25 protein-coding genes and 3 tRNA genes are annotated in these 25191 nt (G+C 55.6%); 17 read left to right on the forward strand and 11 right to left on the reverse strand.

The annotated features are described in order from the left end of the window. Positions 1–12: 12 nt before the first annotated feature. Positions 13–801 (reverse strand): siderophore-iron reductase FhuF, encoded by a 789-nt coding sequence (fhuF, locus tag E3U32_RS16060; RefSeq protein ID WP_134349579.1) that lies wholly within the window; start codon positions 799–801, stop codon positions 13–15. Between the two features lie 95 nt (positions 802–896). Beyond that, positions 897–1961 carry a GGDEF domain-containing protein gene (locus E3U32_RS16065; RefSeq protein WP_134349580.1) on the reverse strand — a complete coding sequence of 355 codons (1065 nt, stop codon included), beginning with the start codon at positions 1959–1961 and terminating at the stop codon, positions 897–899. A 215-nt stretch (positions 1962–2176) separates the two neighbouring features. On the opposite strand from E3U32_RS16065, the gene E3U32_RS16070 reads away from it, so the two are divergent. Further along, positions 2177–2446, forward strand: a complete 270-nt coding sequence (locus E3U32_RS16070) for a DUF1435 domain-containing protein (RefSeq protein ID WP_166790952.1) — start codon at positions 2177–2179, stop codon at positions 2444–2446. A gap of 38 nt (positions 2447–2484) precedes the next feature. Here the strand turns inward: E3U32_RS16070 and E3U32_RS16075 are convergent. The 4 genes from E3U32_RS16075 to rsmC all read right to left on the reverse strand — a co-directional run bounded on the left by E3U32_RS16075 (position 2485) and on the right by rsmC (position 4008). Continuing rightward, positions 2485–2570, reverse strand: a tRNA-Leu gene (locus E3U32_RS16075). Between the two features lie 33 nt (positions 2571–2603). Continuing rightward, positions 2604–2690 (reverse strand) — tRNA-Leu (locus E3U32_RS16080). Between the two features lie 28 nt (positions 2691–2718). Beyond that, a tRNA-Leu gene (locus tag E3U32_RS16085) sits at positions 2719–2805 on the reverse strand. A gap of 174 nt (positions 2806–2979) precedes the next feature. Further along, entirely contained in the window at positions 2980–4008 is a 1029-nt protein-coding gene (rsmC, locus tag E3U32_RS16090; RefSeq protein WP_134349582.1) for a 16S rRNA (guanine(1207)-N(2))-methyltransferase RsmC, read from the reverse strand. 102 nt (positions 4009–4110) lie between these two features. Here rsmC and E3U32_RS16095 point away from each other — a divergent pair, with 102 nt between their 5' ends. The 8 genes from E3U32_RS16095 to E3U32_RS16130 all read left to right on the forward strand — a co-directional run bounded on the left by E3U32_RS16095 (position 4111) and on the right by E3U32_RS16130 (position 10472). Then, a complete protein-coding gene (locus tag E3U32_RS16095; protein WP_028016588.1) occupies positions 4111–4524 on the forward strand; it encodes a DNA polymerase III subunit psi in 414 nt (137 codons plus the stop codon). Continuing rightward, complete coding sequence (gene rimI, locus E3U32_RS16100) at positions 4493–4936, forward strand: ribosomal protein S18-alanine N-acetyltransferase (protein ID WP_134349583.1); 444 nt, start codon at positions 4493–4495, stop codon at positions 4934–4936. The genes E3U32_RS16095 and rimI overlap by 32 nt, the downstream gene beginning before the upstream one ends. A gap of 19 nt (positions 4937–4955) precedes the next feature. Continuing rightward, positions 4956–5633 (forward strand): pyrimidine 5'-nucleotidase, encoded by a 678-nt coding sequence (gene yjjG / locus E3U32_RS16105; RefSeq protein ID WP_134349584.1) that lies wholly within the window; start codon positions 4956–4958, stop codon positions 5631–5633. A 91-nt stretch (positions 5634–5724) separates the two neighbouring features. Next, complete coding sequence (gene prfC / locus E3U32_RS16110) at positions 5725–7314, forward strand: peptide chain release factor 3 (RefSeq protein ID WP_134349585.1); 1590 nt, start codon at positions 5725–5727, stop codon at positions 7312–7314. 299 nt (positions 7315–7613) lie between these two features. After that, complete coding sequence (osmY, locus tag E3U32_RS16115) at positions 7614–8231, forward strand: molecular chaperone OsmY (protein ID WP_134349586.1); 618 nt, start codon at positions 7614–7616, stop codon at positions 8229–8231. A gap of 127 nt (positions 8232–8358) precedes the next feature. Continuing rightward, entirely contained in the window at positions 8359–8520 is a 162-nt protein-coding gene (locus E3U32_RS16120; protein WP_003856556.1) for a DUF1328 domain-containing protein, read from the forward strand. Between the two features lie 120 nt (positions 8521–8640). Continuing rightward, the gene (locus E3U32_RS16125) at positions 8641–9693 is read left to right on the forward strand and encodes a patatin-like phospholipase family protein (RefSeq protein WP_134349587.1); all 1053 of its coding nucleotides are present in this window, start codon (positions 8641–8643) and stop codon (positions 9691–9693) included. Next, entirely contained in the window at positions 9690–10472 is a 783-nt protein-coding gene (locus E3U32_RS16130; protein ID WP_134349588.1) for a TatD family hydrolase, read from the forward strand. The genes E3U32_RS16125 and E3U32_RS16130 overlap by 4 nt, the downstream gene beginning before the upstream one ends. On the opposite strand, the gene E3U32_RS16135 is transcribed toward E3U32_RS16130, so the two are convergent. Next, complete coding sequence (locus E3U32_RS16135; RefSeq protein WP_134349589.1) at positions 10467–11327, reverse strand: YjjW family glycine radical enzyme activase; 861 nt, start codon at positions 11325–11327, stop codon at positions 10467–10469. The genes E3U32_RS16130 and E3U32_RS16135 overlap by 6 nt on opposite strands. Beyond that, the gene (locus E3U32_RS16140) at positions 11302–12849 is read right to left on the reverse strand and encodes a YjjI family glycine radical enzyme (RefSeq protein WP_134349590.1); all 1548 of its coding nucleotides are present in this window, start codon (positions 12847–12849) and stop codon (positions 11302–11304) included. Before E3U32_RS16140 ends, E3U32_RS16135 begins: the two co-directional genes overlap by 26 nt. Positions 12850–13111: 262 nt before the next feature. On the opposite strand from E3U32_RS16140, the gene deoC reads away from it, so the two are divergent. From deoC to deoD, 4 genes are all read left to right on the forward strand, one after another. Continuing rightward, positions 13112–13891: a deoxyribose-phosphate aldolase gene (deoC, locus tag E3U32_RS16145; protein WP_208527918.1), complete on the forward strand. Its 780-nt coding sequence runs from the start codon at positions 13112–13114 to the stop codon at positions 13889–13891. Positions 13892–13997: 106 nt separating this feature from the next. Further along, complete coding sequence (deoA, locus tag E3U32_RS16150) at positions 13998–15320, forward strand: thymidine phosphorylase (RefSeq protein WP_134349591.1); 1323 nt, start codon at positions 13998–14000, stop codon at positions 15318–15320. Positions 15321–15373: 53 nt separating this feature from the next. Beyond that, positions 15374–16597: a phosphopentomutase gene (gene deoB / locus E3U32_RS16155; RefSeq protein ID WP_134349592.1), complete on the forward strand. Its 1224-nt coding sequence runs from the start codon at positions 15374–15376 to the stop codon at positions 16595–16597. A gap of 103 nt (positions 16598–16700) precedes the next feature. Then, positions 16701–17423 (forward strand): purine-nucleoside phosphorylase, encoded by a 723-nt coding sequence (gene deoD / locus E3U32_RS16160; protein WP_010427122.1) that lies wholly within the window; start codon positions 16701–16703, stop codon positions 17421–17423. A gap of 85 nt (positions 17424–17508) precedes the next feature. Here the strand turns inward: deoD and lplA are convergent, their stop codons facing one another. Further along, positions 17509–18525: a lipoate--protein ligase LplA gene (gene lplA / locus E3U32_RS16165; RefSeq protein ID WP_134349593.1), complete on the reverse strand. Its 1017-nt coding sequence runs from the start codon at positions 18523–18525 to the stop codon at positions 17509–17511. Positions 18526–18564: 39 nt separating this feature from the next. Further along, positions 18565–19209, reverse strand: a complete 645-nt coding sequence (locus tag E3U32_RS16170) for a YtjB family periplasmic protein (RefSeq protein ID WP_032643995.1) — start codon at positions 19207–19209, stop codon at positions 18565–18567. Positions 19210–19326: 117 nt separating this feature from the next. Here E3U32_RS16170 and serB point away from each other — a divergent pair, with 117 nt between their 5' ends. The 3 genes from serB (at position 19327) to nadR (ending at position 23023) form a co-directional block, all read left to right on the forward strand. Next, on the forward strand, positions 19327–20295 hold the full coding sequence (serB, locus tag E3U32_RS16175; protein WP_032643996.1) for a phosphoserine phosphatase: 969 nt from the start codon (positions 19327–19329) through the stop codon (positions 20293–20295). A gap of 74 nt (positions 20296–20369) precedes the next feature. Next, positions 20370–21755: a DNA repair protein RadA gene (radA, locus tag E3U32_RS16180; protein WP_014068810.1), complete on the forward strand. Its 1386-nt coding sequence runs from the start codon at positions 20370–20372 to the stop codon at positions 21753–21755. A gap of 35 nt (positions 21756–21790) precedes the next feature. Beyond that, positions 21791–23023: a multifunctional transcriptional regulator/nicotinamide-nucleotide adenylyltransferase/ribosylnicotinamide kinase NadR gene (gene nadR, locus E3U32_RS16185; protein ID WP_134349594.1), complete on the forward strand. Its 1233-nt coding sequence runs from the start codon at positions 21791–21793 to the stop codon at positions 23021–23023. 72 nt (positions 23024–23095) lie between these two features. Here the strand turns inward: nadR and E3U32_RS16190 are convergent, their stop codons facing one another. Beyond that, positions 23096–24097: a zinc-binding alcohol dehydrogenase family protein gene (locus E3U32_RS16190; RefSeq protein WP_134349595.1), complete on the reverse strand. Its 1002-nt coding sequence runs from the start codon at positions 24095–24097 to the stop codon at positions 23096–23098. Positions 24098–24205: 108 nt separating this feature from the next. On the opposite strand from E3U32_RS16190, the gene E3U32_RS16195 reads away from it, so the two are divergent. Next, a complete protein-coding gene (locus tag E3U32_RS16195) occupies positions 24206–25105 on the forward strand; it encodes a LysR family transcriptional regulator (protein ID WP_134349596.1) in 900 nt (299 codons plus the stop codon). Positions 25106–25191: the final 86 nt, after the last annotated feature.

A 25191-nucleotide genomic window follows, 5' to 3' on the forward strand; every position in this document is an offset into this window, starting at 1 on the left:
CAATTTACTGCACTACTTCAGCGTGCAATCCCCGCACTGCTTAACGTCCGGCAGGCGATAGCGCTGGCAGCAGGTGCGGCGTACCAAAAGCCCGTCACGGAGTACGACGGTACGAAATAGTGGGTTGTCACGGCCATCGGAAAGCTGTTTTGCAAAGAAACAGGACTGACGCAGGGCATCAACGTTCTCATCACCGAGAAGCGGCTTCATTTCCGTGAGATACCAGTGGATTAAATAGCCGGTATTGCTCCAGATAAGCTTCCCGTTAATCTCTCCCGTCGCTTCTAGCGCCTCCACCACCGGCATCAGAGCATGAGTGATAAGCTGCTCCATACGTTCCTGGGCGGTAAGTCGCTCTGCGTTGTGGTCTTCGTGGAGATCAATCCAGAAACAGGCTGCACGCCCGGTTTCATGAAATTCGACGTGGAAATGCTCCGGCGAGAGTTTCAGCATGCTTTTTTGCGTTAACAGCGCCAGCATCAGAGGCGGCACCATCAGCCCGATATACCACTGCGCCCAGAGAGAGAGCAGGGGTTTATTTTCCCGGGTAAGGGCGGGCTGATTGCGATAGATATGGTCGGAATAGGTGGCCAGCAGCGATTGCAGTTTTGACGGTTGACGCCACTCTGAGAGTGTCATGGCGTGGTGCGGGTGCGCTTCATCAAGCCGGATAAAGTCCAGCAGGTGGGCACGCGTCTTTGCAATCTTATCCCGTATGGCATCCGCAAGCGAAGCATTCCCGCTGGTGAGGGGCGCTCGCCAGAGAAGGGGTTCAACGATGTGTGCGGTCTGCGTGGCCATAGTATAGATAGAAATCTAAATGATAATGATTGCCAATCCTAACTATTGCTTATACCAATGGCAAGACTTTTGTCCTGGTGGCATCGCCGTGACGTTTATGTCGTCTGCAACTCTTCGCTTAACAGGATGTTATTGCGCCCCATATGCTTTGCTTCGTAGAGGGCTTTATCGGCTTTTTCCAGCGCGCCTTCTGCGTCTTCATCCTCGAAAATGGCAATACCTATGCTGATGGTGACATTTGTCGCGACGCTTTCGTTAAACAAATGCGGGATTTTCAAATCGTAGACTTTCTGACGGATACGTTCTGCCGTCTGGCGGGCATGCTCAAGGGAGATGTTGGTCAGCAGCACCATAAACTCTTCCCCGCCAAAGCGCGCCACGATATCGCGAGAACGCACGGCGTCGCGGATTGCCGCAGAGACGCGTTTCAATGCCTGGTCGCCCATCATATGGCCGTAATGGTCGTTATAGGCTTTGAAATGATCGATATCCATCAGCAGGACAAAATGCTCGCCATTTTCTACCGTCGGCAGGTTCTCCAGACGGCTTTGCAGACCGCGACGATTATAGAGCCCGGTAAGCGGGTCCATCATGCTGAGATCGGTAAGGGTTTCTCGTTCTTCCAGTAAGCGAGAGAGCAACTCCTGAGCGAAACGATCGTTACGTCTTTGCAAAATGTTATGAATAGCAATGGCCACGACAGGAAGTGCGAAAGAATAGGTCATTCTCAGCCATAGATCGTGATCGCTTAACCACAGGCAGACAATAAAGGTGGGCAATGAGTGCAGCGTAAATGCTTTGATATTACTGGCGAATGCCAGCGTTCCGATAAAAAGCACCGTTAATAGGGCGATTAACAAATACGTCGCATGATCGTGAGTAATTAAGGCGAATTTCGAGTCAATTTGCCACGCCCACAAAATACCGAAGATCCCTGAAACAACAGGAATATTTATCTTCCGCGCTCTCTTTCTCCAGTGCCAGACGAACAGGCCGGTACTGATGGAGAAAATAGCAATCAGCGGAGCAGATAACAGGCGTACAGAATTGAGCGGATTTGTTACCGAGAACACTGCCGAGGTTGCGTTCAGAAATAAAAATAAACGTAACGATAATTGATATTTTCTTTGAACCAAAGACCGCCAGGATTGTGATGTCATAGTCGTGCGTTTTTATTAAAATTTAATTAAAACAGATAAATAGGTGTTGTTTCGCAATAAAATATGCAAAAAACTCAAAGAGTAATTATCAGAAAAATTTTAGGTGTAGTTAACAGGTGAGCAATTTATCACCTTAGGCAATTCCTGTCATTACGGGAAAGGTAAAGGTCGATGGATTTTGATTCATTCAGCTGACAAATGATAATGCCTATCATATGATATTGGTTATCATTATCGTTGTGAGAGGACGGATCATGTTGAACAGGGCGCTTGGAAGTGGTTGGGGGGTATTGCTACCGGGAGCCATTCTCGGCGGTTTGATGTTTGCCGATCTCTCCCTTGAAATCTGGAAAGCCATTATTGTCTCAGGACTGTTAGTCACGTCAGGCATGATTTGGCATAAGCAACTGCGCCATTTTGTTTTATTGCCGTCATGTGTAGCACTGGTCAGTGGAATTCTGGTGATACTAATGAGTTTGAAATAACAGGGAAAAGAAGATACTCAGAAGGGATGTAAGATAATTGGTGCGAGGGGGGGGACTCGAACCCCCACATCCTAAGGACACTAACACCTGAAGCTAGCGCGTCTACCAATTCCGCCACCTTCGCACAGTCATCTTACTATTTTTGATATCGCCTCGTTGGTGCGAGGGGGGGGACTCGAACCCCCACATCCGTAAGGACACTAACACCTGAAGCTAGCGCGTCTACCAATTCCGCCACCTTCGCCCAGTGCGAGCAATATCATTGTGATTTATGGTGCGAGGGGGGGGACTCGAACCCCCACATCCGTAAGGACACTAACACCTGAAGCTAGCGCGTCTACCAATTCCGCCACCTTCGCATACCATCGATACTGTAAAAGTATCGTAACCACGGAGGCGCATTCTAGATGTTTTCAGCTTTACGTCAACTGAAAAGTGCACACCTTTTATTGATTGCTGCAAAAATGGCCGGAACTGAGACACCTGCTTGCCGGATGGCGCTGGCGCTTATCCGGCCTACATTGCATGGCGAATTATTTCTTTGCCTGACGCGTCATCACGGTACGGTAGACCTTAAAGCGGCCGGTCTGGGCGATCACTTCGTGGAAGCCGAAGGTTTCGTCCAGCACTTTCGGGTACGCCAGGAAGGCGTTCGCGACAATACGCAGCTCACCGCCGCTGTTAAGGTGACGGGTTGCGCCACGGATCAGCGCTTGCGCGGCTTCCAGGCTGGTCTCCATGCCGTCGTGGAACGGCGGGTTAGAGATAATCATGTCGAAGCGACCGGTAACATCTGAGAAGACGTTGCTGGCAATGACTTCGCCTTCAATGCCGTTTGCTGCAAGCGTTGCGCGGCTGGCTTCTACCGCCGGGGCGCTCACGTCACACAGGGTTAAACGGACTTTAGGTGAATGGCTGGCGAGCACGGTTGCCAGCACGCCCGCGCCACAGCCTACGTCCAGCACTTTGCCTTTGGTGTGCGGCGTCAGGGTGGAGAGCAGCAGCTTGCTACCTGTATCCAGCGCGTCACGGCTGAACACGCCCGGCAGGGTTTTGATAGTCAGACCGTCAAGCTGGTACTCGTCCCAGTAAGCCTGTGGATCAAATGTTGTCTGTTTTTCCAGACGGCCATGGTACAGGCCACAGCGGCGGGCGCTGTCGACTTTGTTAAGCGGGGCGTAAGCTTCCAGCATCTGTTCTGCACTGCGCACGCCGCTGCGGTTCTCGCCCACCACGAAAATATCGCAGCCGACCGGCAGCAGGGAGAGCAGGTTCATCAGCTGGAACTGGGCTTCCGGTTTGTTCTTCGGCCAGTAGTAGATCAGCGTATCGCAGTTGGCAATATCGCTCTGCTCTGCCACCAGGCTAAAGCGCGCGCGCTCGCCCATCTGGCGGCTCAGCACCTGCCAGTGGTGGTAGTATTGGGTGTGGGCACGGCTTTCAGCACAGTCGAAACGCGCAGGCAGGTCATCCTGCATATCTCCGGCAAACAGAATACGGCTTTCTTCGAAATCATCACTGTGACGCAGCAAGACTTCACTTGCCGGGGTAAATGCAGACATGAATTGTTCCTCAATAAACTCAGGCGGGGATTATAGTAGGTAGATGGCGCACTTTCGACACATTTGCTATATTTGCGCGCCTGAGAGACAGGAGTTTTCCCTATGACATCCCGACGAGACTGGCAATTACAGCAGCTGGGCATTACCCAGTGGGCTTTGCGTCGCCCGACGGCGTTGCAGGGCGAAATCGCCATCTCCATCCCTGCGCACGTTCGCCTGGTGATGGTGGCGGAAGAACTGCCTGCCCTGAATGAACCCCTGATCGGTGATGTCCTTCGCAGTCTGAAGCTGACGGCCGACCAGGTTTTACAGCTGACGCCGGAACGGGTCGCTATGCTTCCTCCCGATAGCCGCTGTAACAGCTGGCGTATCGGAGAGACAAACGAGATCCCCCTCCAGGGGAGCCAGATCTGCACGCCAGCGCTGGACGAACTGAAAGCCAACCCAAAAGCGCGTAGCGCGCTCTGGCAACAAATCTGCGAATATGAACACGATTTCTTCCCTCACGACGCCTGACCTGGCCACAGCGTTTGCGATTGAAACACGCGCCCATGCGTTTCCGTGGAGCGAAAAGACCTTTGCCAGCAATCAGGGCGAACGGTATCTGAACTACCGCCTGGACGTTGACGGCACCATGGCCGCCTTCGCGATTACGCAGGTTGTTCTTGATGAAGCGACGCTGTTTAATATCGCGGTTGACCCTGCATTTCAGCGCCGTGGGCTGGGAAGAGAACTGCTTGAGCACCTCATCCGTGAGCTCGAAACCCGTGACGTTTTCACCCTGTGGCTGGAGGTGCGCGCGTCGAATGCCGCCGCCATCGCGCTCTATGAAAGCTTAGGCTTTAACGAGGCGACAATCCGCCGTAACTACTACCCCACCGCAGAGGGACGTGAAGACGCCATTATTATGGCTCTGCCGATTGGATAACGAAAATAAGGTTGTAACGATGAAATGGGACTGGATTTTCTTTGATGCCGACGAAACGCTGTTTACGTTCGACTCGTTCGGTGGTCTACAGCGGATGTTTCTCGATTACAGTGTGACCTTCACCGCTGAGGATTTTCAGGACTATCAGGCGGTAAACAAGCCGCTGTGGGTGGATTACCAGAACGGTGCCATCACCGCGTTACAACTTCAGCACCAGCGCTTTGACGTCTGGGCGGAACGCTTAAAGGTGAGTCCGGGGGCGCTGAACGAGGCCTTTCTGAACGCCATGGCCGATATCTGTGCGCCACTACCGGGTGCGGTTTCTCTGCTGAATGCGTTGAAAGGTAAGGTAAAACTAGGGATCATCACCAACGGTTTTACCGCTCTGCAGCAGATCCGCCTTGAGCGCACCGGCCTGCGCGATCATTTTGACGCGCTGGTGATCTCGGAAGAGGTCGGCGTGCCGAAGCCGGATCCGCGTATTTTCGATTATGCGCTGGCGCTGGCCGGCAATCCTGACCGCGATCGCGTACTGATGGTGGGTGATACCGCAGAGTCAGATATTCTGGGTGGCATGAATTCCGGTCTGTCGACCGTCTGGCTCAATGCGCATGGCCGCGTAAAGCCTGAAGGCATCGAGCCGACCTGGACCGTGACGTCGTTGAACGAACTGGAGCAACTCCTGTGTAAACAATGATTGCCTGCCCCCCATTGATGGGTAAAATAGCCGCAATTTTGTATTCCATGATGCGTGGCGTGCTGCCGCGCTTATAAAAGAAGATTTAATTATGACGTTGTCTCCTTATCTGCAAGAGGTGGCCAAGCGCCGCACTTTTGCCATTATCTCGCACCCGGATGCCGGTAAAACGACCATCACCGAGAAGGTGTTACTGTTCGGACAGGCGATCCAGACTGCGGGTACCGTTAAAGGCCGTGGCTCCAGCCAGCATGCAAAATCTGACTGGATGGAGATGGAAAAGCAGCGTGGTATTTCGATTACCACCTCCGTGATGCAGTTCCCGTATCACGACTGCCTGGTGAACCTGCTGGACACCCCGGGCCACGAAGACTTCTCCGAAGATACCTACCGTACCCTGACGGCGGTTGACTGCTGTCTGATGGTGATCGACGCCGCGAAAGGTGTAGAAGATCGTACCCGTAAGCTGATGGAAGTCACCCGTCTACGCGATACCCCGATCCTCACCTTCATGAACAAACTCGACCGTGACATCCGCGATCCGATGGAAGTCATGGACGAAGTGGAAAGCGAGCTGAAGATCGCCTGTGCGCCAATCACCTGGCCAATTGGCTGCGGTAAGCTGTTCAAAGGGGTTTATCACCTTTATAAAGACGAAACCTATCTGTATCAGACCGGTAAAGGCCACACCATTCAGGAAGTCCGCGTGGTGAAAGGTCTGGATAACCCTGAGCTGGACGTTGCAGTTGGGGAAGAGCTGGCCGCACAGCTGCGTGACGAGCTGGAACTGGTGAAAGGCGCATCCCACGAGTTCGACAAAGAGCTGTTCCTGGCGGGTGAAATTACGCCGGTCTTCTTCGGTACCGCGCTGGGTAACTTTGGCGTAGACCATATGCTTGATGGTCTGGTGGAGTGGGCACCGCGCCCGATGCCGCGTAAAACCGATACCCGTGAAGTGGAAGCGCAGGAAGAGAAATTCACCGGCTTCGTCTTTAAAATTCAGGCCAACATGGACCCGAAACACCGCGACCGCGTGGCCTTTATGCGCGTGGTGTCCGGTAAATATGAAAAGGGCATGAAGCTTCGCCAGGTGCGTATCGGTAAAGATGTGGTGATCTCCGACGCGCTGACCTTTATGGCGGGCGACCGTTCGCACGTTGAAGAGGCGTATCCGGGCGACATCATCGGTCTGCACAACCACGGTACGATTCAGATCGGCGATACTTTCACCCAGGGTGAAATGATGAAGTTCACCGGTATTCCGAACTTCGCGCCGGAACTGTTCCGTCGTATTCGTCTGCGCGATCCGCTGAAGCAGAAACAGCTGCTGAAAGGCCTGGTCCAGCTCTCTGAAGAGGGCGCGGTGCAGGTGTTCCGCCCAATCGCGAACAACGACCTGATCGTGGGGGCCGTCGGCGTGCTGCAGTTTGACGTGGTCGTCGCGCGTCTGAAGAGCGAATACAACGTGGAAGCGATTTATGAGTCTGTAAACGTCGCGACCGCGCGCTGGGTTGAGTGTTCTGACGTGAAGAAATTCGAAGAATTTAAGCGTAAGAACGAAATTCAGCTGGCGCTGGATGGCGGTGATAACCTCACTTATATTGCTCCAACCATGGTCAACCTCAACCTGACGCAGGAACGTTATCCAGACGTTCAGTTCCGCAAAACGCGCGAACACTAATCCCCTCTCAGAGCACGGCACTCGCCGTGCTCTTCTTTAATTCCTGTCTTATTAATCCCTTGCGGAATGTTCTTAATTCACTGCATTTTCGCGCTTTTTGCTCGTTTTTTGCCCGAATCTGAAAGCGGCTCTGTGAGAGTGATCTATATTTAACTCAGTGTTTAGCACCGGGTGTGGATAAATTAACTGTTCAATGCATGACTTTAGGTTATCCATTTCGCCTGTGTGTTTATTCGCGATATATATAACTACTAAGGAAGTATGTAGCCCGAATAACGGGTCAACACAGGAATAGATCGATGAATATGACAAGACTGAAGATTTCGAAAACTCTGCTGGCTGTAACTCTGGGTAGCGTTCTGGTTAGCGGTTCCGCCCTGGCGGAAAGCAGCACCATGGATAAAGCACAGTCCACGGCCGATAACGCAGGGCAAAAAATCGATAGCTCTATGAATAAAGTCGGCAACTTCATGGATGACAGCTCAATCACAGCAAAAGTGAAAGCCGCACTGGTGGATGATGAAGCCATCAAGAGCACCGATATTTCCGTTAAGACCGACAAGAAAGTCGTCACGCTGAGCGGCTTTGTTGAAAGCCAGGCTCAGGCCGAACAGGCGGTGAAAGTGGCGAAAGGCGTCGAAGGTGTTGCCTCCGTGAGCGATAAGCTGCACGTGCGTGACAGCAAAAACGCGTCGGTGAAAGGTTATGCCGGTGATGCTGCTACGACCAGTGAAATCAAAGCTAAACTTTTAGCAGATGACATCGTGCCATCCCGTAAGGTGAAAGTAGAAACCACCGATGGTGTGGTTCAGCTTTCCGGTACGGTAGATTCGCAGGCGCAAAGTGAACGTGCCGAGTCCATCGCGAAAGCGATTGATGGTGTGAAAAGCGTTAAAAACGATCTGAAAACGAAGTAAATCTGGACCATTCGCCCGTCTGGCTAACACCTGCGGGCGAAATAAGAACGACTCTGGAAAAACGCCGGTGAGTGACCTGAGCGCTCACGTTTAGCGGCCGACATTAACTATGGTAAAGGAGAAGCTTATGTTTCGTTGGGGCATTATATTTCTGGTTATCGCGTTAATTGCCGCCGCATTAGGCTTTGGTGGACTGGCAGGTACAGCGGCATGGGCAGCTAAAATTGTCTTCGTTGTGGGTATTATTCTGTTCCTGGTCAGCCTGTTTACGGGACGTCGACGTCCGTAGCAAACGCAATATTCCTTCAACAAAAAAAAGCCAGTCATTGCGACTGGCTTTTTCTTATTTGCGTTGCAGGTCGGGTGCGTTACTGTGGTGACAGAAAATAATCAAAACAGGAAAGCAGAGGTGGGGCAACGAATTCCCGTTACGCTCGGCAATATTGCGCCGCTGACGTTAAAACCGTTTCGCGCAGGTCAACTCGCGCTGGTCTGCGAAGGCGGTGGACAGCGCGGCATTTTCACCGCAGGCGTGCTGGATGAATTTATGCGTGCGCAGTTCAACCCGTTTGACCTGTACTTCGGCACGTCTGCCGGGGCGCAGAACCTCTCTGCCTACGTCTGTAACCAGCCCGGCTACGCGCGAAAGGTCATTATGCGCTACACCACGGCGAAAGAGTTTTTTAACCCGGTGCGCTTTGTGCGCGGCGGCAACCTGATCGATCTCGACTGGCTGCTGGAGTCGACCTCCAGCCAGATGCCGCTTGCCATGGACACCGCCGCCCGTTTGTTTGATAGCGGCAAAGAGTTCTGGATGTGCGCCAGCCGGGGTGATGATTATTCGCCGGGCTATTTTTCTCCTCAGAAGGAGAACTGGCTGGACATCATCCGCGCCTCCAGCGCGATCCCCGGCTTTTATCGTACCGGCGCTCTGCTGGACGGCATTAGCTATCTGGACGGGGGGATCAGTGACGCGGTACCGGTGCAGGAAGCCGCCCGGCGCGGGGCGAAAACCATTGTGGTGATCCGTACCGTACCGTCGCAAATGTATTACACCCCGCAGTGGTTTAAACGGATGGAGCGCTGGCTGGGCGACAGTAGCCTGCAGCCGCTGGTGAACATCGCAAAGCAGCATGAAACGACCTACGGCGCGATGCAGCGCTTCATTGAAAAACCGCCGGGTAAGCTGCGTATTTTTGAAATCTACCCGCCTAAGCCGTTGCTGAGCATGGCGCTGGGCAGTCGCGTTCCTGCGTTGCGCATGGATTACAAAACGGGGCGGCTGTGCGGACGTTACTTCCTGGCGACGGTGGGAAAAATGCTGGCGGAGCAACCGCCGCTTCATCGGCATAAACGCATTATTATGCCGCCTGCGATTGTCGCCAACGACGCCCTGACGATGCCGCTGGTGGACATCCCGCAGGCGAATGACGCTTTATTAGATAATGAGGATCTGGCGTGACGCACCGCTTTATCGATACCCACTGCCACTTTGATTTCCCGCCGTTTACGGGGGATGAAGAGCAAAGCATTGCGAAAGCGGCCGAAGCAGGCGTTCAGGCCATCATTGTGCCGTCAGTTGAAGCGGCTTATTTTTCCCGCGTGCTGGCGCTTTCCAGGCGGCACTCCGCGCTCTATGCCGCGCTCGGCCTGCATCCGATTGTAATTGAGCGGCATCTTGATGAGCATGTTGAGAAGCTCGATGAGGTACTGCAGACCGCAGGAGACAAACTTGTCGCCATCGGTGAGATCGGCCTCGATCTTTACCGTGAGGATCCGCAGTTTGAGCGCCAGCAGACGATCCTTGACGCGCAGCTCAGGCTGGCGAAGCGTCACGATCTGCCGGTGATACTCCACTCAAGACGCACGCACGATAAGCTGGCGATGCACCTGAAGCGCATCGAACTGCCGCGTAAAGGCGTGGTGCACGGCTTCTCCGGCAGCCTGCAGCAGGCGCAGCGTTTTATTGAACTGGGCTATAAAATCGGCGTCGGTGGAACTATCACCTACCCGCGAGCCAGTAAAACCCGGGACGTGATGGCACAGCTACCGCTGTCGGCGCTGCTGCTGGAAACCGACGCGCCGGATATGCCGCTGAATGGTTTTCAGGGGCAGCCGAATCGCCCGGAGCAGGCGGCGCGCGTGTTTACCTCCCTGTGTGAACTGCGAAAAGAGCCTGAAGAGGTCATTGCCGATGCGCTGCTGGAGAATACCCGTTCGGTATTTGGCATCACGCTATAGGTAAAGCCCTGGACGGATCACCGTTATTTTCTGTTTTTCCAGCGCCCGGGCCAATGGTTCAACGTCCTCAGGCGTGGCGCTGCGCCATGACGCCGCCTCACCGTAAACGCCATGCGCATGAAACGCGTTGATGCGCACCGGCACATTTCCAAGCCCGCGGATAAACGTCGTCAGCGGTTTGAGGTGTTCCAGATAATCACACTGCTCCGGAATGACCAGCAAGCGGAGTTCCGTCAAACGGTGACGAGCTGCCAGCCAGCGGATGCTCTGCTTAATCTGCGGGTTTTCACGTCCGGTGAGGAAACGATGATGCTCGTTCCCCCATGCCTTCAGATCCAGCATCGCGCCATCCAGTACCGGCAGCAGCTTTTGCCAGCCGGTTTCGCTTAACAGACCATTGCTGTCGACCAGGCAGGTCAGATGACGCAGGGCGGGATCCGCTTTGATCGCCGCGAACAGAGCAATCAAAAACGGCAGTTGCGTTGTGGCTTCACCACCGCTTACGGTGATCCCTTCAATAAATGGCGCTGCTTTGCGGATCTGCGCGAGGATCTCTTCCACGCTGAAGCGGTGCGCCATAGGCGTTGCCTGCTGCTGGCACAGGTGCAGACAGGTATCGCACTGCTGACAATGACTTTCCTGCCACCAGACGCGTCCGGCCTGAATGATCAGCGCGTCGTGCGGGCAGTGGATCACGCACTCCCCGCAGTCGTTGCAACGGCCGATCGTCCACGGGTTGTGGCAGGTTTTACAGCGCAGGTTGCAGCCCTGCAGGAACAGCGCCAGGCGGCTGCCCGGCCCGTCCACGCAGGAAAAAGGAATGACCTGACTAACTAAAGCGCATCTGCTGTTCATGGCTTATCACGCGCGGCTGACGTTCCAGAATACGGGTATTGCGTGCGGCCTCTTCACCCAGCCACGTGGTGTTAGTTCTCGAACCCGCTTCCCGGTATTTTTCCAGATCCGATAATCGCACCATATACCCGGTCACGCGGACCAGATCGTTACCTGCTACGTTAGCCGTAAATTCCCGCATACCCGCCCTGAAGGCGCCAAGGCAAAGCTGTACCACCGCCTGGGGATTGCGTTTTACCGTCTCATCAAGCGTCAATATGTCGCTTATGCCGGAAGTGTAGTGCTTATGGTGAGGGGCCACGGCCAGCAGGTGGCTTATCGGATCCGGCTCGTCGCCGTAGGGCAGACGCGCGCCCGGCGTGATACCCGAATCAGAGCTGATCCCCGACTGCGCGTGGAGCATCGCGCGATGCTTCCAGCCGTGCTTCACCGGCGTGTTTTCGACAAACGCCGCAAGCTCTTCGCTGATGCGATAGCCCAGCGCGTTGGCCTGCTCATCTTTACCGTAGCGTCCCGCTATTCCTGCTTTCGCACAGAGCGCGTTTACCGCTTCCGCCATGCCGTACAGGCCAAACATCGGCACAAACCGATCGGCATCAATCAGCCCCTCTTTTACCAGGAAGCTATTCTCAAAGAAACCGGATTGTTGATACAGAAAATCACAGCGGGCATCGATGATGGCAATTTGCTGTTGGCAGTAGTACGGAAGCGTGCGGGTGAAGAAGTCGTCGATGGAAGTGCTGTGTTCGGCAATGGCTTTAAGGTTAAGGCGCACCAGGGTGCTGCCACCGCCTGCCAGCGGCAGGGAGTTGTAACAGCTCACCACGCCATAACGCCCTTTTGTGAAAATTTTATCATTCATCGGGCCATTAGAAATATGCGGTTTGCTGCATTCGCATATGTTTATGGCCACCTCAAGCAGCAAATCTTCCGGTGTGATTTCGGGATCGTAAATAAAAGTTAGATTCGGTGTGACCTGCTTCAGCTCTGCATCTGCGCGCAGTATTGCGCGCGTGATGGGGGTATCTTCCGGTCCAATATTGGCATGCATAAAGGCATCCGGCAGCGTACGGTCGAGATAGCGCCAGAAACGTTTTACTCGGCTATCGATCTCTTCTTGTGTTAGAATTCTAACATACGGTTGCAGTAGAGAATCAAGATGACCGAGATAGACCGGCATCGATGTGACGGACGGAACATGATGGTACAGAATGGTTAACAGCGAGAGGGCATCATCCAGATCTTTAGCGCCTTCCAGCTCCAGCCATTCTGAACCGTTAGCCAGAAATTTTGCGTAATCCGGCAGAACGTAACGAGGTTTGTAGGGCGCGTGGCCTTCGAACATGTCGCAGATAAATCCCTCGTCCAGTGCGGCACATGCAGCCTCAGGAAGGGCCGGATAAGGCAGATTGTTTTCCGCTTCCAGCGCCAGAAAATGACGTTTTTGTTCCGGGGTTAACACCGGGCTTGTCACAATGTGCTGGCAACGTTGTTGCAGGGCGTCGGGGCTGGAGTGGGGCATGTTCGCTTCCTTGATTGTTCTGCGGATGATGAACGGATTGTAGAAAGGCAGCCTGTCGGGGCTTTTGATCCGACAGGGGTAATCGCTGCTTTAGTCGGCGATTTGCGCTCTAAAGTTTGAAGAAGATCGCATTACAGTAATGCAAATTTGTATGCAGTTTTCATTAACTGTGATGAATGTCGAAGTGTGGATGCGGGTGGATGTTAGAATACTCACAGACCCGCAAGGTAAAATTGATACGGCACTGCCGTTGGAGAATGTTATGACCGATTTAACTGCAAGCAGCCTGCGCGCGTTGAAACTGATGGACCTGACTACCCTGAACGATGACGACACCAATGAAAAAGTCATCGCCCTGTGCCATCAGGCGAAAACGCCCGTCGGTAACACCGCCGCCATCTGTATCTACCCGCGCTTTATCCCGATTGCCCGTAAAACTCTGAAAGAGCAGGGCACCCCGGAGGTGCGCATTGCAACCGTGACTAACTTCCCGCACGGCAACGACGATATCGAGATTGCGCTGGCAGAAACCCGTGCGGCGATTGCTTACGGTGCAGACGAAGTGGACGTGGTATTCCCGTACCGCGCGCTGATCGCCGGCAACGAGCAGGTTGGTTTTGACCTGGTGAAAGCCTGTAAAGACGCCTGCGCGGCGGCAAACGTTTGGCTTAAAGTGATCATCGAAACCGGCGAGCTGAAAGAAGAGGCGCTGATTCGTAAGGCGTCTGAAATCTCCATCAAAGCTGGTGCAGATTTCATTAAAACCTCTACCGGTAAAGTGCCGGTGAATGCGACCCCGGAAAGCGCGCGCATCATGATGGAAGTCATTCGTGATATGGGCGTGTCCAAAACGGTTGGTTTCAAACCTGCGGGCGGCGTGCGTACCGCTGAAGACGCGCAGCAGTTCCTGGCGATTGCCGACGAATTGTTCGGTGCCGACTGGGCGGATTCCCGTCACTACCGCTTTGGCGCATCCAGCCTGCTGGCCAGCCTGCTGAAAGCGCTGGGTCACGGCGACGGTAAGAGCGCAAGCAGCTACTAAGTTTGAATTGCCGGGTGGCGCTACGCTTACCCGGCCTACCGGATCGTAGGGCGGGTAAGCGTAGTGCCCCCCGCCACAACTCCCCCGATTCCGCATGGAGGTTACCGTGTTTCTCGCACAAGAAATTATTCGTAAAAAACGTGATGGTCATGCATTAAGCGACGAAGAGATCCGCTTCTTCATCAACGGCATTCGTGATAACACCGTCTCAGAAGGGCAAATTGCGGCTCTGGCGATGACCATTTTCTTCCACGATATGTCGATGCCTGAGCGCGTGTCGCTGACCATGGCGATGCGAGATTCAGGAACCGTTCTGGACTGGAAGAGCCTCAACCTTAACGGCCCGATTGTGGATAAACACTCCACCGGCGGCGTGGGCGACGTGACGTCTCTGATGCTTGGCCCAATGGTGGCAGCCTGTGGCGGTTACATCCCGATGATCTCCGGGCGCGGCCTGGGCCACACCGGCGGTACGCTCGACAAACTGGAAGCCATTCCGGGCTTCGATATCTTCCCGGACGACAACCGCTTCCGCGACATTATTAAAGATGTTGGTGTGGCGATTATCGGCCAGACCAGCTCTCTTGCTCCGGCAGACAAGCGTTTCTACGCGACCCGCGATATCACCGCAACCGTTGACTCCATCCCGCTGATTACCGCCTCTATCCTGGCGAAGAAACTGGCAGAAGGGCTGGACGCGCTGGTGATGGACGTGAAGGTGGGCAGCGGCGCGTTTATGCCGACCTATGAACTTTCTGCTGCGCTTGCCGAAGCGATCGTTGGCGTCTCCAACGGCGCGGGCGTGCGCACCACCGCATTGCTCACCGACATGAACCAGGTGCTGGCTTCCAGCGCCGGTAACGCGGTTGAAGTGCGTGAGGCGGTACAGTTCCTCACCGGTGAATACCGTAACCCGCGTCTGTTCGACGTTACCATGGCGCTGTGCGTTGAGATGTTAATCTCCGGCAAGCTTGCCAAAGACGACGCTGACGCCCGTGCGAAACTGCAGGCCGTGCTGGACAACGGCAAAGCGGCGGAAATCTTTGGCCGTATGGTTGCGGCGCAGAAAGGCCCGACCGATTTCGTCGAAAATTATGCGAAATATCTGCCGACCGCGACGCTCAGCAAAGCGGTGTATGCCGATAGCGAAGGTTTTGTCTCCGCGATGGACACCCGTGCCCTCGGTATGGCGGTGGTCTCGATGGGCGGCGGCCGTCGTCAGGCGTCAGACACCATTGATTACAGCGTCGGCTTTACCGATATGGCCCGTCTGGGCGACAGCGTTGACGGTCAGCGTCCGCTGGCGGTGATCCACGCTAAAGACGAAGCCAGCTGGCAGGAAGCGGCGAAAGCGGTGAAAGCGGCCATTGCGCTTGATGATAAAGCACCGGAAACCACACCGACTGTCTATCGCCGTATCACCGAATAGCGGTATACTGATCTGATCGATAATTTTTGAAGCACTACGTACGGAGAACAATTATGAAACGTGCATTTATTATGGTGCTGGACTCATTCGGCATCGGCGCAACCGAAGATGCAGAACGTTTTGGTGACGTGGGTTCCGATACCATGGGTCACATCGCAGAAGCCTGTGCGAAAGGCGAAGCGGACAACGGTCGTAAAGGCCCTCTGACTCTACCCAACCTGACCCGCCTCGGTCTGGTGAAAGCGCATGAAGGTTCTACCGGTAAAATTGCAGCCGGTATGGACGGCAACGCGGAAGTGGTGGGTGCCTACGGCTGGGCTCACGAGCTCTCATCCGGTAAAGACACTCCGTCTGGACACTGGGAAATCGCTGGTGTGCCGGTACTGTTCGACTGGGGCTACTTCTCCGATCACCAGAACAGCTTCCCGCAGGAGCTGCTGGATAAGCTGGTTAAGCGTGCCAACCTGCCGGGTTACCTCGGTAACTGCCACTCTTCCGGTACCGTGATTCTGGATGAGCTCGGCGAAGAGCACATGAAAACCGGCAAGCCGATTTTCTACACCTCTGCTGACTCCGTGTTCCAGATTGCCTGCCACGAAGAGACCTACGGCCTGGATAAGCTCTACGAGCTGTGCGAAATCGCCCGTGAAGAGCTGACTGAAGGCGGCTACAACATTGGCCGCGTTATCGCGCGTCCATTTATCGGCGACAAAGCGGGTAACTTCCAGCGTACCGGTAACCGTCACGACCTGGCCGTTGAGCCACCGGCACCTACCGTGCTGCAGAAGCTGGTCGAAGAGAAAGACGGTCACGTGGTTTCCGTGGGCAAAATCGCGGATATCTACGCTAACTGCGGCATCACCAAAAAAGTGAAAGCCACCGGTCTGGATGCGCTGTTCGATGCCACCATCAAAGAGATGAAAGAAGCGGGCGACAAGACCATTGTCTTCACCAACTTCGTGGACTTCGACTCCTCCTGGGGCCACCGTCGCGACGTCGCGGGCTATGCGGCCGGTCTGGAGCTGTTTGACCGCCGTCTGCCAGAGCTGATGGAGTTGGTGGGTGAAGATGACATTCTGATCCTGACCGCGGACCACGGCTGTGACCCAACCTGGACCGGTACCGACCACACCCGTGAGCACATTCCGGTGCTGGTGTACGGCCCGAAAGTGAAGCCGGGCTCGCTGGGTCACCGTGAAACCTTCGCGGACATCGGCCAGACTATCGCGAAATACTTTGGTACATCTGACATGGAATATGGCAAGGCCATGTTCTGAGGTCATTGCCCGGTGGCGCTTCGCTTACCGGGCCTACGGTTTTGTAGGCCGGGTCAGGCGTAGCCGCCACCCGGCAAAAACAACAATGTAAAAGGAACTGAAGATGGCAACTCCTCACATTAATGCAGAAATGGGTGATTTCGCTGACGTCGTATTGATGCCGGGCGACCCGCTGCGCGCGAAGCACATTGCAGAAACCTTCCTCGAAGACGTGCGTGAAGTGAACAACGTTCGCGGCATGCTGGGCTTCACCGGTACCTACAAGGGCCGCAAAATCTCCGTGATGGGCCACGGTATGGGTATCCCATCCTGCTCTATCTACACCAAAGAGCTGATCACCGACTTCGGCGTGAAGAAAATCATCCGCGTTGGCTCCTGTGGTGCCGTACGCATGGACGTTAAGCTGCGCGACATCGTTATCGGTATGGGTGCCTGCACCGATTCCAAAGTTAACCGTATGCGTTTCAAAGATCATGACTTCGCTGCCATTGCAGACTTCGGCATGGTGCGTGACGCGGTTGACGCGGCAAAAGCGCTGGGCGTTGAAGCGCGCGTGGGTAACATTTTCTCTGCTGACCTGTTCTATGCACCGGACGGCGGCGAGATGTTCGACGTGATGGAGAAATACGGCATTCTGGGCGTGGAAATGGAAGCGGCGGGTATCTACGGCGTAGCGGCTGAGTTTGGTGCGAAAGCGCTGACCATCTGCACCGTGTCTGACCACATCCGTACCCACGAGCAGACCACCGCTGCCGAGCGTCAGACCACCTTCAACGACATGATCAAAATCGCGCTGGAATCCGTTCTGCTGGGCGATAAAGAGTAAGCGCTGTTGTGCCGGGTGGCGGCTTCGCCTGACCCGGCCTACGGTTTTGTAGGCCCGCTAAGCGCATCGCCAGCGGGCTTTTTTACTAGCGCACGGCCTGTGCAATCCATGCTGACAAATCCCTTAACTCTTTTTCCTGCTCCGGGAAATCCCCAATCAACGCGTCGCATTCCTGCTGCAGCATATCCGCCCGGTACAAACAGCCCTGTAAGCGTGCCGCGAGTGCTTCCAGCGGTGCCGGATTAAGACTGTCCGTAAACACCTGCGTGCGGGTGATATGACCTTTCTCTACGTCGAAGTGCAGCTCCACGCCGCCCCAGGTAAAACGCTCATCCAGCAGATGGGAAAATGCAGGAGCCTGACCGAAGTTCCACTCCCAGCTGCTCTGGCGGGCGAAGGTTTCGGCGAAGTTTGGCAGGTCCGGGGTCTTATCCGGTGAGATCGCTTCTGCTTCCACGCGCTCGCCGTAATGCGCAAAGAACGCCTCGCGCACGGCCTCACAGATTTGCTCATGGGTAATTCCAGGCAGCAGTTCGACCAGATTTGCCACGCGACCGCGCACGGAGGTAATCCCTTTGGCCTGTAGTTTTTTCTTGTCGGGATTCAGATAGTTAGCCAGGCGGCTGAGATCCGCGTTAAGCAGAAGGGTACCGTGGTGGAACCCGCGATCCATCGTTTCGCGGTAGGCTGAACCGGACACTTTACGATCCCCGTCCGGCGTTTTGACCACCAGATCGTTACGCCCGGAGGCTTCTGCCGTCACGCCGAGTGAATTGAGCGCGTTGAGAACGATGGACGTTGAGATAGTTTTATCGTATTCCGGTTTACCCGCCATAAAGGTAAAGCAGGTGTTGCCTAGATCGTGAAACACCGCGCCGCCGCCGCTGCTACGACGCGCGAGGCGCACGTTGTCCTCTTCCATACGCCGCGTATTGCACTCTTTCCACGGGTTTTGCGCGCGGCCGATGACCACCGTATCGGCGTTACGCCAGAGAAACAGGACGCGCTGGGTGGCGGGCATCTGGCGGAAAATGCACTCTTCAACCGCGAGATTAAACCAGGGATCGTAAGAGTCAGAGATAAGCAGGCGTAACGTCGTCATGGCAGAGTTCCTTTTCCGAATCATTTGCCTACTTTATCACTATTCTTTCTTCTCGCTCTCTTCGTCTTCGGGGACCGATCTGCTGGCGGTCAGCAGGAACGGTGACTGCTGCCAGCGCGAGCGTTTGCCCCGAAGCAGGGTACGCGCCAGAACAACGCCGATGGCGAGTGAAAGCAGCAGCATCAGGCGCAGAATGTTGGTGGTATTATCGACCTGTTTGGCTTCGGTTGGCAGGGTGTGAGTATCAAGGGTCAGGCGCAGATAGCCCAGCGGACCATTCTTCCCCTGAATAGGCTCGACGATCTGCTGGTTGAAATAGCCTCCGGCTTTTTTACCGTCCAGCGCCAGCCTGTCGCGCACGTCGACGTGCTCGCCCGCGCGGGCAATCAGGTTGCCTTGCTCATCATAGACACCGGCATCAAGAATGCGGCTGTTCTCCGTGAGCAGGCGTAAAACCTGGCCTATCCGCTTATCGTCCGGCGTTTCTGTACGCATGGACGGCGCGACGTTGAGCGTCACCTGGCGTGCCAGCGTGCGGGCCAGTTCTTCAAACTGCGGGTTGCGTTGCCGTTGATGATTCTGGCTAAACCACGATGCCCCTTGCATCAGCACCACTAAGAGTGCGAGACAGGAGAGGACAATCACGGCGCGATGGAGCCGGAATTTCAGTTTTGCGCGAGCCATATTCCACCTGCTGAAAATTTACGGCTTAATGTTGCCAGAAGTGATGGTTACAGGGTAGCCTCATGCGTTATTTTCCCTCTGCAACCTTCCGGCGCGAACGAAATTACAGGAGCTTTAATGCCGAACATTACCTGGTGTGACCTGCCAACGGATGTCTCTTTATGGCCAGGATTGCCGCTCTCTTTAAGTGGCGATGAGGTGATGCCTCTGGATTACCACGCCGGTCGTAGCGGCTGGCTCCTCTACGGACGCGGTCTGGATAAGCAACGCCTGACCCAGTATCAAAGCAAGCTGGGCGCCGCGATGGTTATTGTTGCCGCCTGGTGCGTGGAAGACTACCAGGTCATTCGCCTGGCCGGTTCCCTGACGCAGCGCGCAACGCGTCTGGCGCATGACGCCGGGCTGGACGTCGCGCCGCTGGGGAAAATTCCGCACCTGAAAACGCCGGGTCTGCTGGTCATGGACATGGACTCTACGGCGATCCAGATCGAATGTATCGACGAGATTGCGAAACTGGCGGGCAGCGGCGAGCTGGTGGCGGAAGTCACCGAGCGTGCGATGCGCGGCGAGCTGGACTTCACTGCCAGCCTGCGACAGCGCGTGGCGACTCTGAAAGGGGCCGATGCCAACATTCTGCGTCAGGTGCGCGATGTGCTGCCGCTGATGCCAGGGCTGACGCAGCTGGTGCTGAAGCTGCAGTCGCTGGGCTGGAAAGTGGCGATTGCCTCCGGTGGCTTTACCTTCTTCGCGGATTATCTGCGGGAAAAACTGCATCTGACCACCGTGGTGGCCAACGAGCTCGAGATCATGGACGGCAAGCTGACCGGCCAGGTGATTGGCGATATTGTGGATGCCCAGTACAAAGCCAACACCTTGACCCGTCTGGCGGAAAAATATGAAATTCCGGTTGTTCAGACCGTCGCCATCGGGGACGGCGCGAACGACCTGCCGATGATCAAAGTAGCCGGTCTTGGCATTGCCTACCATGCCAAGCCAAAAGTGAATGAAAAGACGGAAGTCACTATCCGTCATGCTGACCTGATGGGGGTGTTCTGCATTCTCTCCGGCAGCCTTAATCAGAAATAACGGTCTGCTTTGTAGGCCGGGTAAGCGTAAGCGCCACCCGGCACGCAGGCCGCACAGAAACAACGAGGTAAACCGTGGCGAAAGCTCCAAAACGCGCATTTGTCTGTAATGAATGTGGTGCGGATTATCCGCGCTGGCAGGGGCAATGCAGCGCCTGTCATGCCTGGAACACCATCACCGAAGTGCGTGGTGTGGCGGCTTCGCCGAGCGTAGCCCGCAACGAACGCCTGAGCGGCTATGCCGGTAATGCGGGCGTGGCAAAAGTGCAAAAACTCTCGGACATCAGCCTGGAGGAACTGCCGCGCTTTTCCACCGGATTCAAAGAGTTTGACCGCGTGCTCGGCGGCGGCGTGGTGCCGGGCAGCGCGATTCTTATCGGCGGTAACCCGGGGGCGGGTAAATCGACCCTGCTGCTGCAAACGCTCTGCAAGCTCGCTGAACAGATGAAAACCCTGTACGTCACGGGCGAAGAGTCGCTGCAGCAGGTGGCAATGCGCGCGCACCGTCTGGGCCTGCCGACCGGCAACCTGAACATGCTGTCGGAAACCAGCATCGAGCAGATCTGCATGATCGCCGAAGAAGAGCAGCCGAAGCTGATGGTGATCGACTCCATCCAGGTGATGCATATGGCGGACATTCAGTCCTCACCGGGCAGCGTGGCGCAGGTGCGTGAAACGGCGGCCTACCTGACGCGCTTTGCCAAAACGCGCGGCGTGGCGATCGTGATGGTCGGCCACGTCACCAAAGACGGCTCGCTGGCGGGGCCAAAAGTGCTCGAACACTGTATCGACTGCTCCGTGATGCTCGACGGCGACGCGGATTCCCGTTTCCGCACCCTGCGCAGTCATAAAAACCGCTTTGGGGCGGTGAACGAACTGGGCGTGTTTGCCATGACCGAGCAGGGGCTGCGTGAAGTCAGCAACCCGTCGGCCATCTTCCTGAGTCGGGGAGATGAAATCACCTCCGGCAGTTCGGTAATGGTGCTGTGGGAAGGGACGCGCCCGCTGCTTGTCGAAATTCAGGCGCTGGTGGACGTGTCGATGATGGGCAACCCGCGGCGCGTGGCGGTCGGTCTGGAACAGAACCGTCTGGCAATTCTGCTGGCGGTGCTGCACCGTCACGGCGGGCTGCAGATGGCGGATCAGGACGTTTTCGTTAACGTAGTGGGCGGCGTCAAAGTCACCGAGACAAGCGCCGACCTGGCGCTGCTGCTGGCGATGGTCTCCAGCCTGCGTGACAGACCGCTGCCGCAGGATCTGGTGGTGTTTGGTGAAGTCGGCCTCGCCGGGGAGATCCGTCCGGTGCCAAGCGGGCAGGAGCGTATCTCCGAGGCGGCAAAACACGGTTTCCGTCGGGCTATCGTTCCGGCCGCTAACGTGCCGAAAAAAATCCCGGAAGGGATGCAGGTATTTGGCGTGAAAAAACTCGCAGATGCGTTAAATGTCTTTGACGACTTATAATTACGTATTCGATTTTGCAGGAGGCACCGTAATTTATGTCATCATTTGACTACATCAAAACCGCAATCCGTCAGAAAGGCTGCACGCTACAGCAGGTGGCGGACGCCAGCGGTATGACCAAAGGCTACCTTAGCCAACTGCTGAACGCCAAAATCAAAAGCCCCAGCGCGCAAAAGCTGGAAGCGCTGCACCGCTTTCTGGGGCTTGAATTCCCGCGTATGCAAAAGAATATCGGCGTGGTGTTTGGTAAGTTTTACCCACTGCATACCGGGCATATCTATCTGATCCAGCGCGCCTGTAGCCAGGTGGATGAACTGCACATCATCATGGGGTACGACGAAACGCGCGATCGCCAGCTGTTTGAAGACAGCGCCATGTCGCAGCAGCCGACCGTGCCTGACCGCCTGCGCTGGCTGCTCCAGACCTTTAAGTACCAAAAAAATATTCGCATTCATGCCTTCAATGAAGAGGGTATGGAGCCCTACCCGCACGGCTGGGACGTGTGGAGCAATGGCATCAAAGCGTTTATGGAAGATAAGGGCATTGCGCCTAACTGGATCTATACCTCTGAAGAGTCCGATGCGCCGCAGTTCCGCGAGCATCTGGGCATCGAAACCGTGCTTATCGATCCGAAGCGCACCTTCATGAACATCAGCGGGGCGCAGATCCGCGAAAACCCGTTCCGCTACTGGGATTATATCCCGACCGAAGTGAAGCCATTCTTTGTGCGCACCGTTGCGATCCTGGGCGGCGAGTCGAGCGGGAAATCAACGCTGGTCAACAAACTGGCGAATATCTTCAACACCACCAGCGCATGGGAGTACGGGCGCGATTATGTCTTCTCCCATCTGGGCGGTGATGAGATGGCGCTGCAGTATTCCGACTACGACAAAATTGCGCTCGGGCACGCCCAGTACATTGATTTCGCGGTGAAATACGCTAACAAAGTGGCGTTTATCGATACCGATTTCGTCACCACGCAGGCGTTCTGTAAAAAATACGAGGGGCGTGAGCACCCGTTCGTGCAGGCGCTGATTGACGAATATCGCTTTGACCTGGTGATCCTGCTGGAAAACAATACTCCGTGGGTCGCTGATGGCATGCGCAGCCTCGGCAGCTCCGTGGACAGACGTGAGTTCCAGACCATGCTGGTGGCTATGCTCAATGAGAACAACGTTGAGTTTGTGCATGTGGAAGAGTCGGACTACGACTCCCGTTTCCTGCGCTGCGTCGAGTTGGTGAAGGAGATGATGGGGGAGCAGGGGTAAGCTTTAACCTCCCTCTCCCGGTGGGAGAGGGTTAGGGTTAGGGTTAGGGTTAGGGTGAGGGAATCAGACCACTCAATACTCAACCACCACTTTCCCGCGCATATGCCCGTCCAGCACTTTACGGTGCGCCTCGGTAATGCTTTCCACGCTCAGCCCGTGCAGTGTTTCACTTAGCGAACTTTCCACCACGCCAGTATCCGCAAGCTTCGCCACCTCATTGAGGATCTCGCCCTGACGCGCCATATCAGCGGTCTGGTACATGCTGCGGGTGTACATAAACTCCCAGTGCAGGGCGGCGGATTTGGATTTCAGCTTGTCCTGGTTCAGCGGATGCGCGTTCTCCACGATGGAACAGATATGCCCCTGAGGAGCAATCAGTTCGCTGACCGCATCCCAGTGCCCGTCGGTGTCATTGAGGATGAAAATGTAATCCACAAAGGTGAGTCCCTCTTTCGCCAGCTCACCTTTCAGGTCGCGGTAGTTCACCACCACGTCTGCACCGCGGTCGCGGCACCACCGGGCAGAATCTTCCCGGGAAGCCGTCGCGACGATCTTCACCTTGCTGTTGTGCTTCGCAAATGGGATCGCCAGCGAGCCAACCCCGCCCGCACCGCCGATGATCAGCAGCGTTTTTTCCGCGCCGGCATCCTGAATGTTAAGCCGTTCAAACAGGCCTTCCCACGCGGTAAGTGCGGTCAAGGGCAGTGCAGCGGCAGCCGCCCAGCCGAGGCTGGCAGGCTTGCGCCCGGCAATACGCGCATCAATCAGCTGATGCGTGGTGTTACTGCCCGGGCGGGTGATATCGCCCGCGTACCACACTTCATCTCCCGGCTTGAATCCGGTGACGCCCGTTCCAACGGCTTTGACGATCCCGCTGGCATCCCACCCCAGCACGCGCGGCGCTTTCAGTCCGTTTTTGGCAACGTTCGCATGCACCTTGGTGTCTACCGGGTTTACGGAGACGGCTTTCACCTCCACCAACAGATCGTGCTCGCCAGGCTGTGGCATCGGCAGGGTGATTTCAATAAACGTGGAGGGATTTTCTGGGTTAACGGCGATGGCTTTAACTGACATGGTGTACTCCTCAATGGAATGCGTTTTGTTGAGGCTAGTCTATTTACTGGTCAGCTGCATGATAAGATGGACAATCAAGAACTCAGCGTTCGTACAGGATGAACAATCATGTTTAAACAGCTGCAGGACATGGCGCTGTTTGCGCTGGTAGCAGAGATGGGCAGCTTTACCGCTGCGGCACACAAAGCGGAACTGCCGAAATCCAGCGTGAGCCAGCGGATTAGTCAGCTGGAGCAGCAGGTGGGTATTCGCCTGCTTAACCGCACCACGCGCAGGCTGAACCTGACGTTTGCGGGCGAGCACTATCTGGTGCACTGTCGTGAAATGCTGGCGGCCAGCGAGCGGGCGGAGTACGCGATTCAGCGCCTGCGAGAAAATCCCAGCGGACGGCTTCGTATCACCTGTCCGGCAGGGATTGGGGCCACGCTGCTGGCGCATATGAATGCCGAGTTCCAGCTTCGCTATCCCGACGTTTCGCTCGACGTTTCCATTTCTGACGACGTGCTCGATCTGGTCGAGTCTGGCTTTGACGTGGCGCTGCGTACCGGTAAGCCGCAGGACTCCTCTCTGATTGGTCGTATGATTGGCCACTGCCCGCGCTATATGATGGCCTCGCCGGCGTACCTGGCGCGTCGGGAGCCGCTAACGCATCCTCGTCAGCTGGTGGAGCACCGCTGCATTACCCACAAAGCCTGGTCTGAGTGGCTTCTGCGAAGCGAGGGCGAGGATTACCGCTACCTGCCGGATAACGCCCATCTGACGGATAACCTGGTCTACGCCCGTGAGTGCGCGATGGCCGGCGCGGGGATCACGCTGCTTCCGGCTTTTTTGCTGGAAGATAAGATCGAGAAAGGGGCGCTGGTGCAGGTGCTGCCGGAGTGGAACGTCGAAGGAAACGATCTGTGGCTAGCCTATCCGAGCCGTAAGCTCAACTCGCCCGCACTGATGAGTTATATCGACTTTGCAATGCAGTTTGATGAGGTGAAGCGGTATTACGTGGGGAGGTGAAATTGCCGGGTGGCGGCTTCACCTTACCCGGCCTACAAACTGCACAGAATCGTAGGCCGGGTAAGCGCTAGCGCCACCCGGCTTGT

It is taken from the genome of Lelliottia nimipressuralis, assembly GCF_004402045.1.
Lineage (GTDB): Bacteria > Pseudomonadota > Gammaproteobacteria > Enterobacterales > Enterobacteriaceae > Enterobacter > Enterobacter chinensis.

Bases quoted from the DNA above. Each gene is read 5' to 3' on its own strand.
- yjjG (WP_134349584.1), top strand. From the start codon at position 4,956: ATGAAATGGGACTGGATTTTCTTTGATGCCGACGAAACGCTGTTTACG.
- E3U32_RS16070 (WP_166790952.1), top strand. From the start codon at position 2,177: ATGATATTGGTTATCATTATCGTTGTGAGAGGACGGATCATGTTGAAC.
- E3U32_RS16065 (WP_134349580.1), bottom strand. From the start codon at position 1,961: ATGACATCACAATCCTGGCGGTCTTTGGTTCAAAGAAAATATCAATTA.
- deoB (WP_134349592.1), top strand. From the start codon at position 15,374: ATGAAACGTGCATTTATTATGGTGCTGGACTCATTCGGCATCGGCGCA.
- E3U32_RS16170 (WP_032643995.1), bottom strand. From the start codon at position 19,209: ATGGCTCGCGCAAAACTGAAATTCCGGCTCCATCGCGCCGTGATTGTC.
- E3U32_RS16190 (WP_134349595.1), bottom strand. From the start codon at position 24,097: ATGTCAGTTAAAGCCATCGCCGTTAACCCAGAAAATCCCTCCACGTTT.
- osmY (WP_134349586.1), top strand. From the start codon at position 7,614: ATGAATATGACAAGACTGAAGATTTCGAAAACTCTGCTGGCTGTAACT.
- E3U32_RS16140 (WP_134349590.1), bottom strand. From the start codon at position 12,849: ATGCCCCACTCCAGCCCCGACGCCCTGCAACAACGTTGCCAGCACATT.
- rimI (WP_134349583.1), top strand. From the start codon at position 4,493: ATGAACACGATTTCTTCCCTCACGACGCCTGACCTGGCCACAGCGTTT.
- E3U32_RS16095 (WP_028016588.1), top strand. From the start codon at position 4,111: ATGACATCCCGACGAGACTGGCAATTACAGCAGCTGGGCATTACCCAG.
- rsmC (WP_134349582.1), bottom strand. From the start codon at position 4,008: ATGTCTGCATTTACCCCGGCAAGTGAAGTCTTGCTGCGTCACAGTGAT.
- E3U32_RS16195 (WP_134349596.1), top strand. From the start codon at position 24,206: ATGTTTAAACAGCTGCAGGACATGGCGCTGTTTGCGCTGGTAGCAGAG.
- fhuF (WP_134349579.1), bottom strand. From the start codon at position 801: ATGGCCACGCAGACCGCACACATCGTTGAACCCCTTCTCTGGCGAGCG.
- deoC (WP_208527918.1), top strand. From the start codon at position 13,112: ATGACCGATTTAACTGCAAGCAGCCTGCGCGCGTTGAAACTGATGGAC.
- prfC (WP_134349585.1), top strand. From the start codon at position 5,725: ATGACGTTGTCTCCTTATCTGCAAGAGGTGGCCAAGCGCCGCACTTTT.
- deoD (WP_010427122.1), top strand. From the start codon at position 16,701: ATGGCAACTCCTCACATTAATGCAGAAATGGGTGATTTCGCTGACGTC.
- lplA (WP_134349593.1), bottom strand. From the start codon at position 18,525: ATGACGACGTTACGCCTGCTTATCTCTGACTCTTACGATCCCTGGTTT.
- E3U32_RS16120 (WP_003856556.1), top strand. From the start codon at position 8,359: ATGTTTCGTTGGGGCATTATATTTCTGGTTATCGCGTTAATTGCCGCC.
- serB (WP_032643996.1), top strand. From the start codon at position 19,327: ATGCCGAACATTACCTGGTGTGACCTGCCAACGGATGTCTCTTTATGG.
- nadR (WP_134349594.1), top strand. From the start codon at position 21,791: ATGTCATCATTTGACTACATCAAAACCGCAATCCGTCAGAAAGGCTGC.
- E3U32_RS16135 (WP_134349589.1), bottom strand. From the start codon at position 11,327: ATGAACAGCAGATGCGCTTTAGTTAGTCAGGTCATTCCTTTTTCCTGC.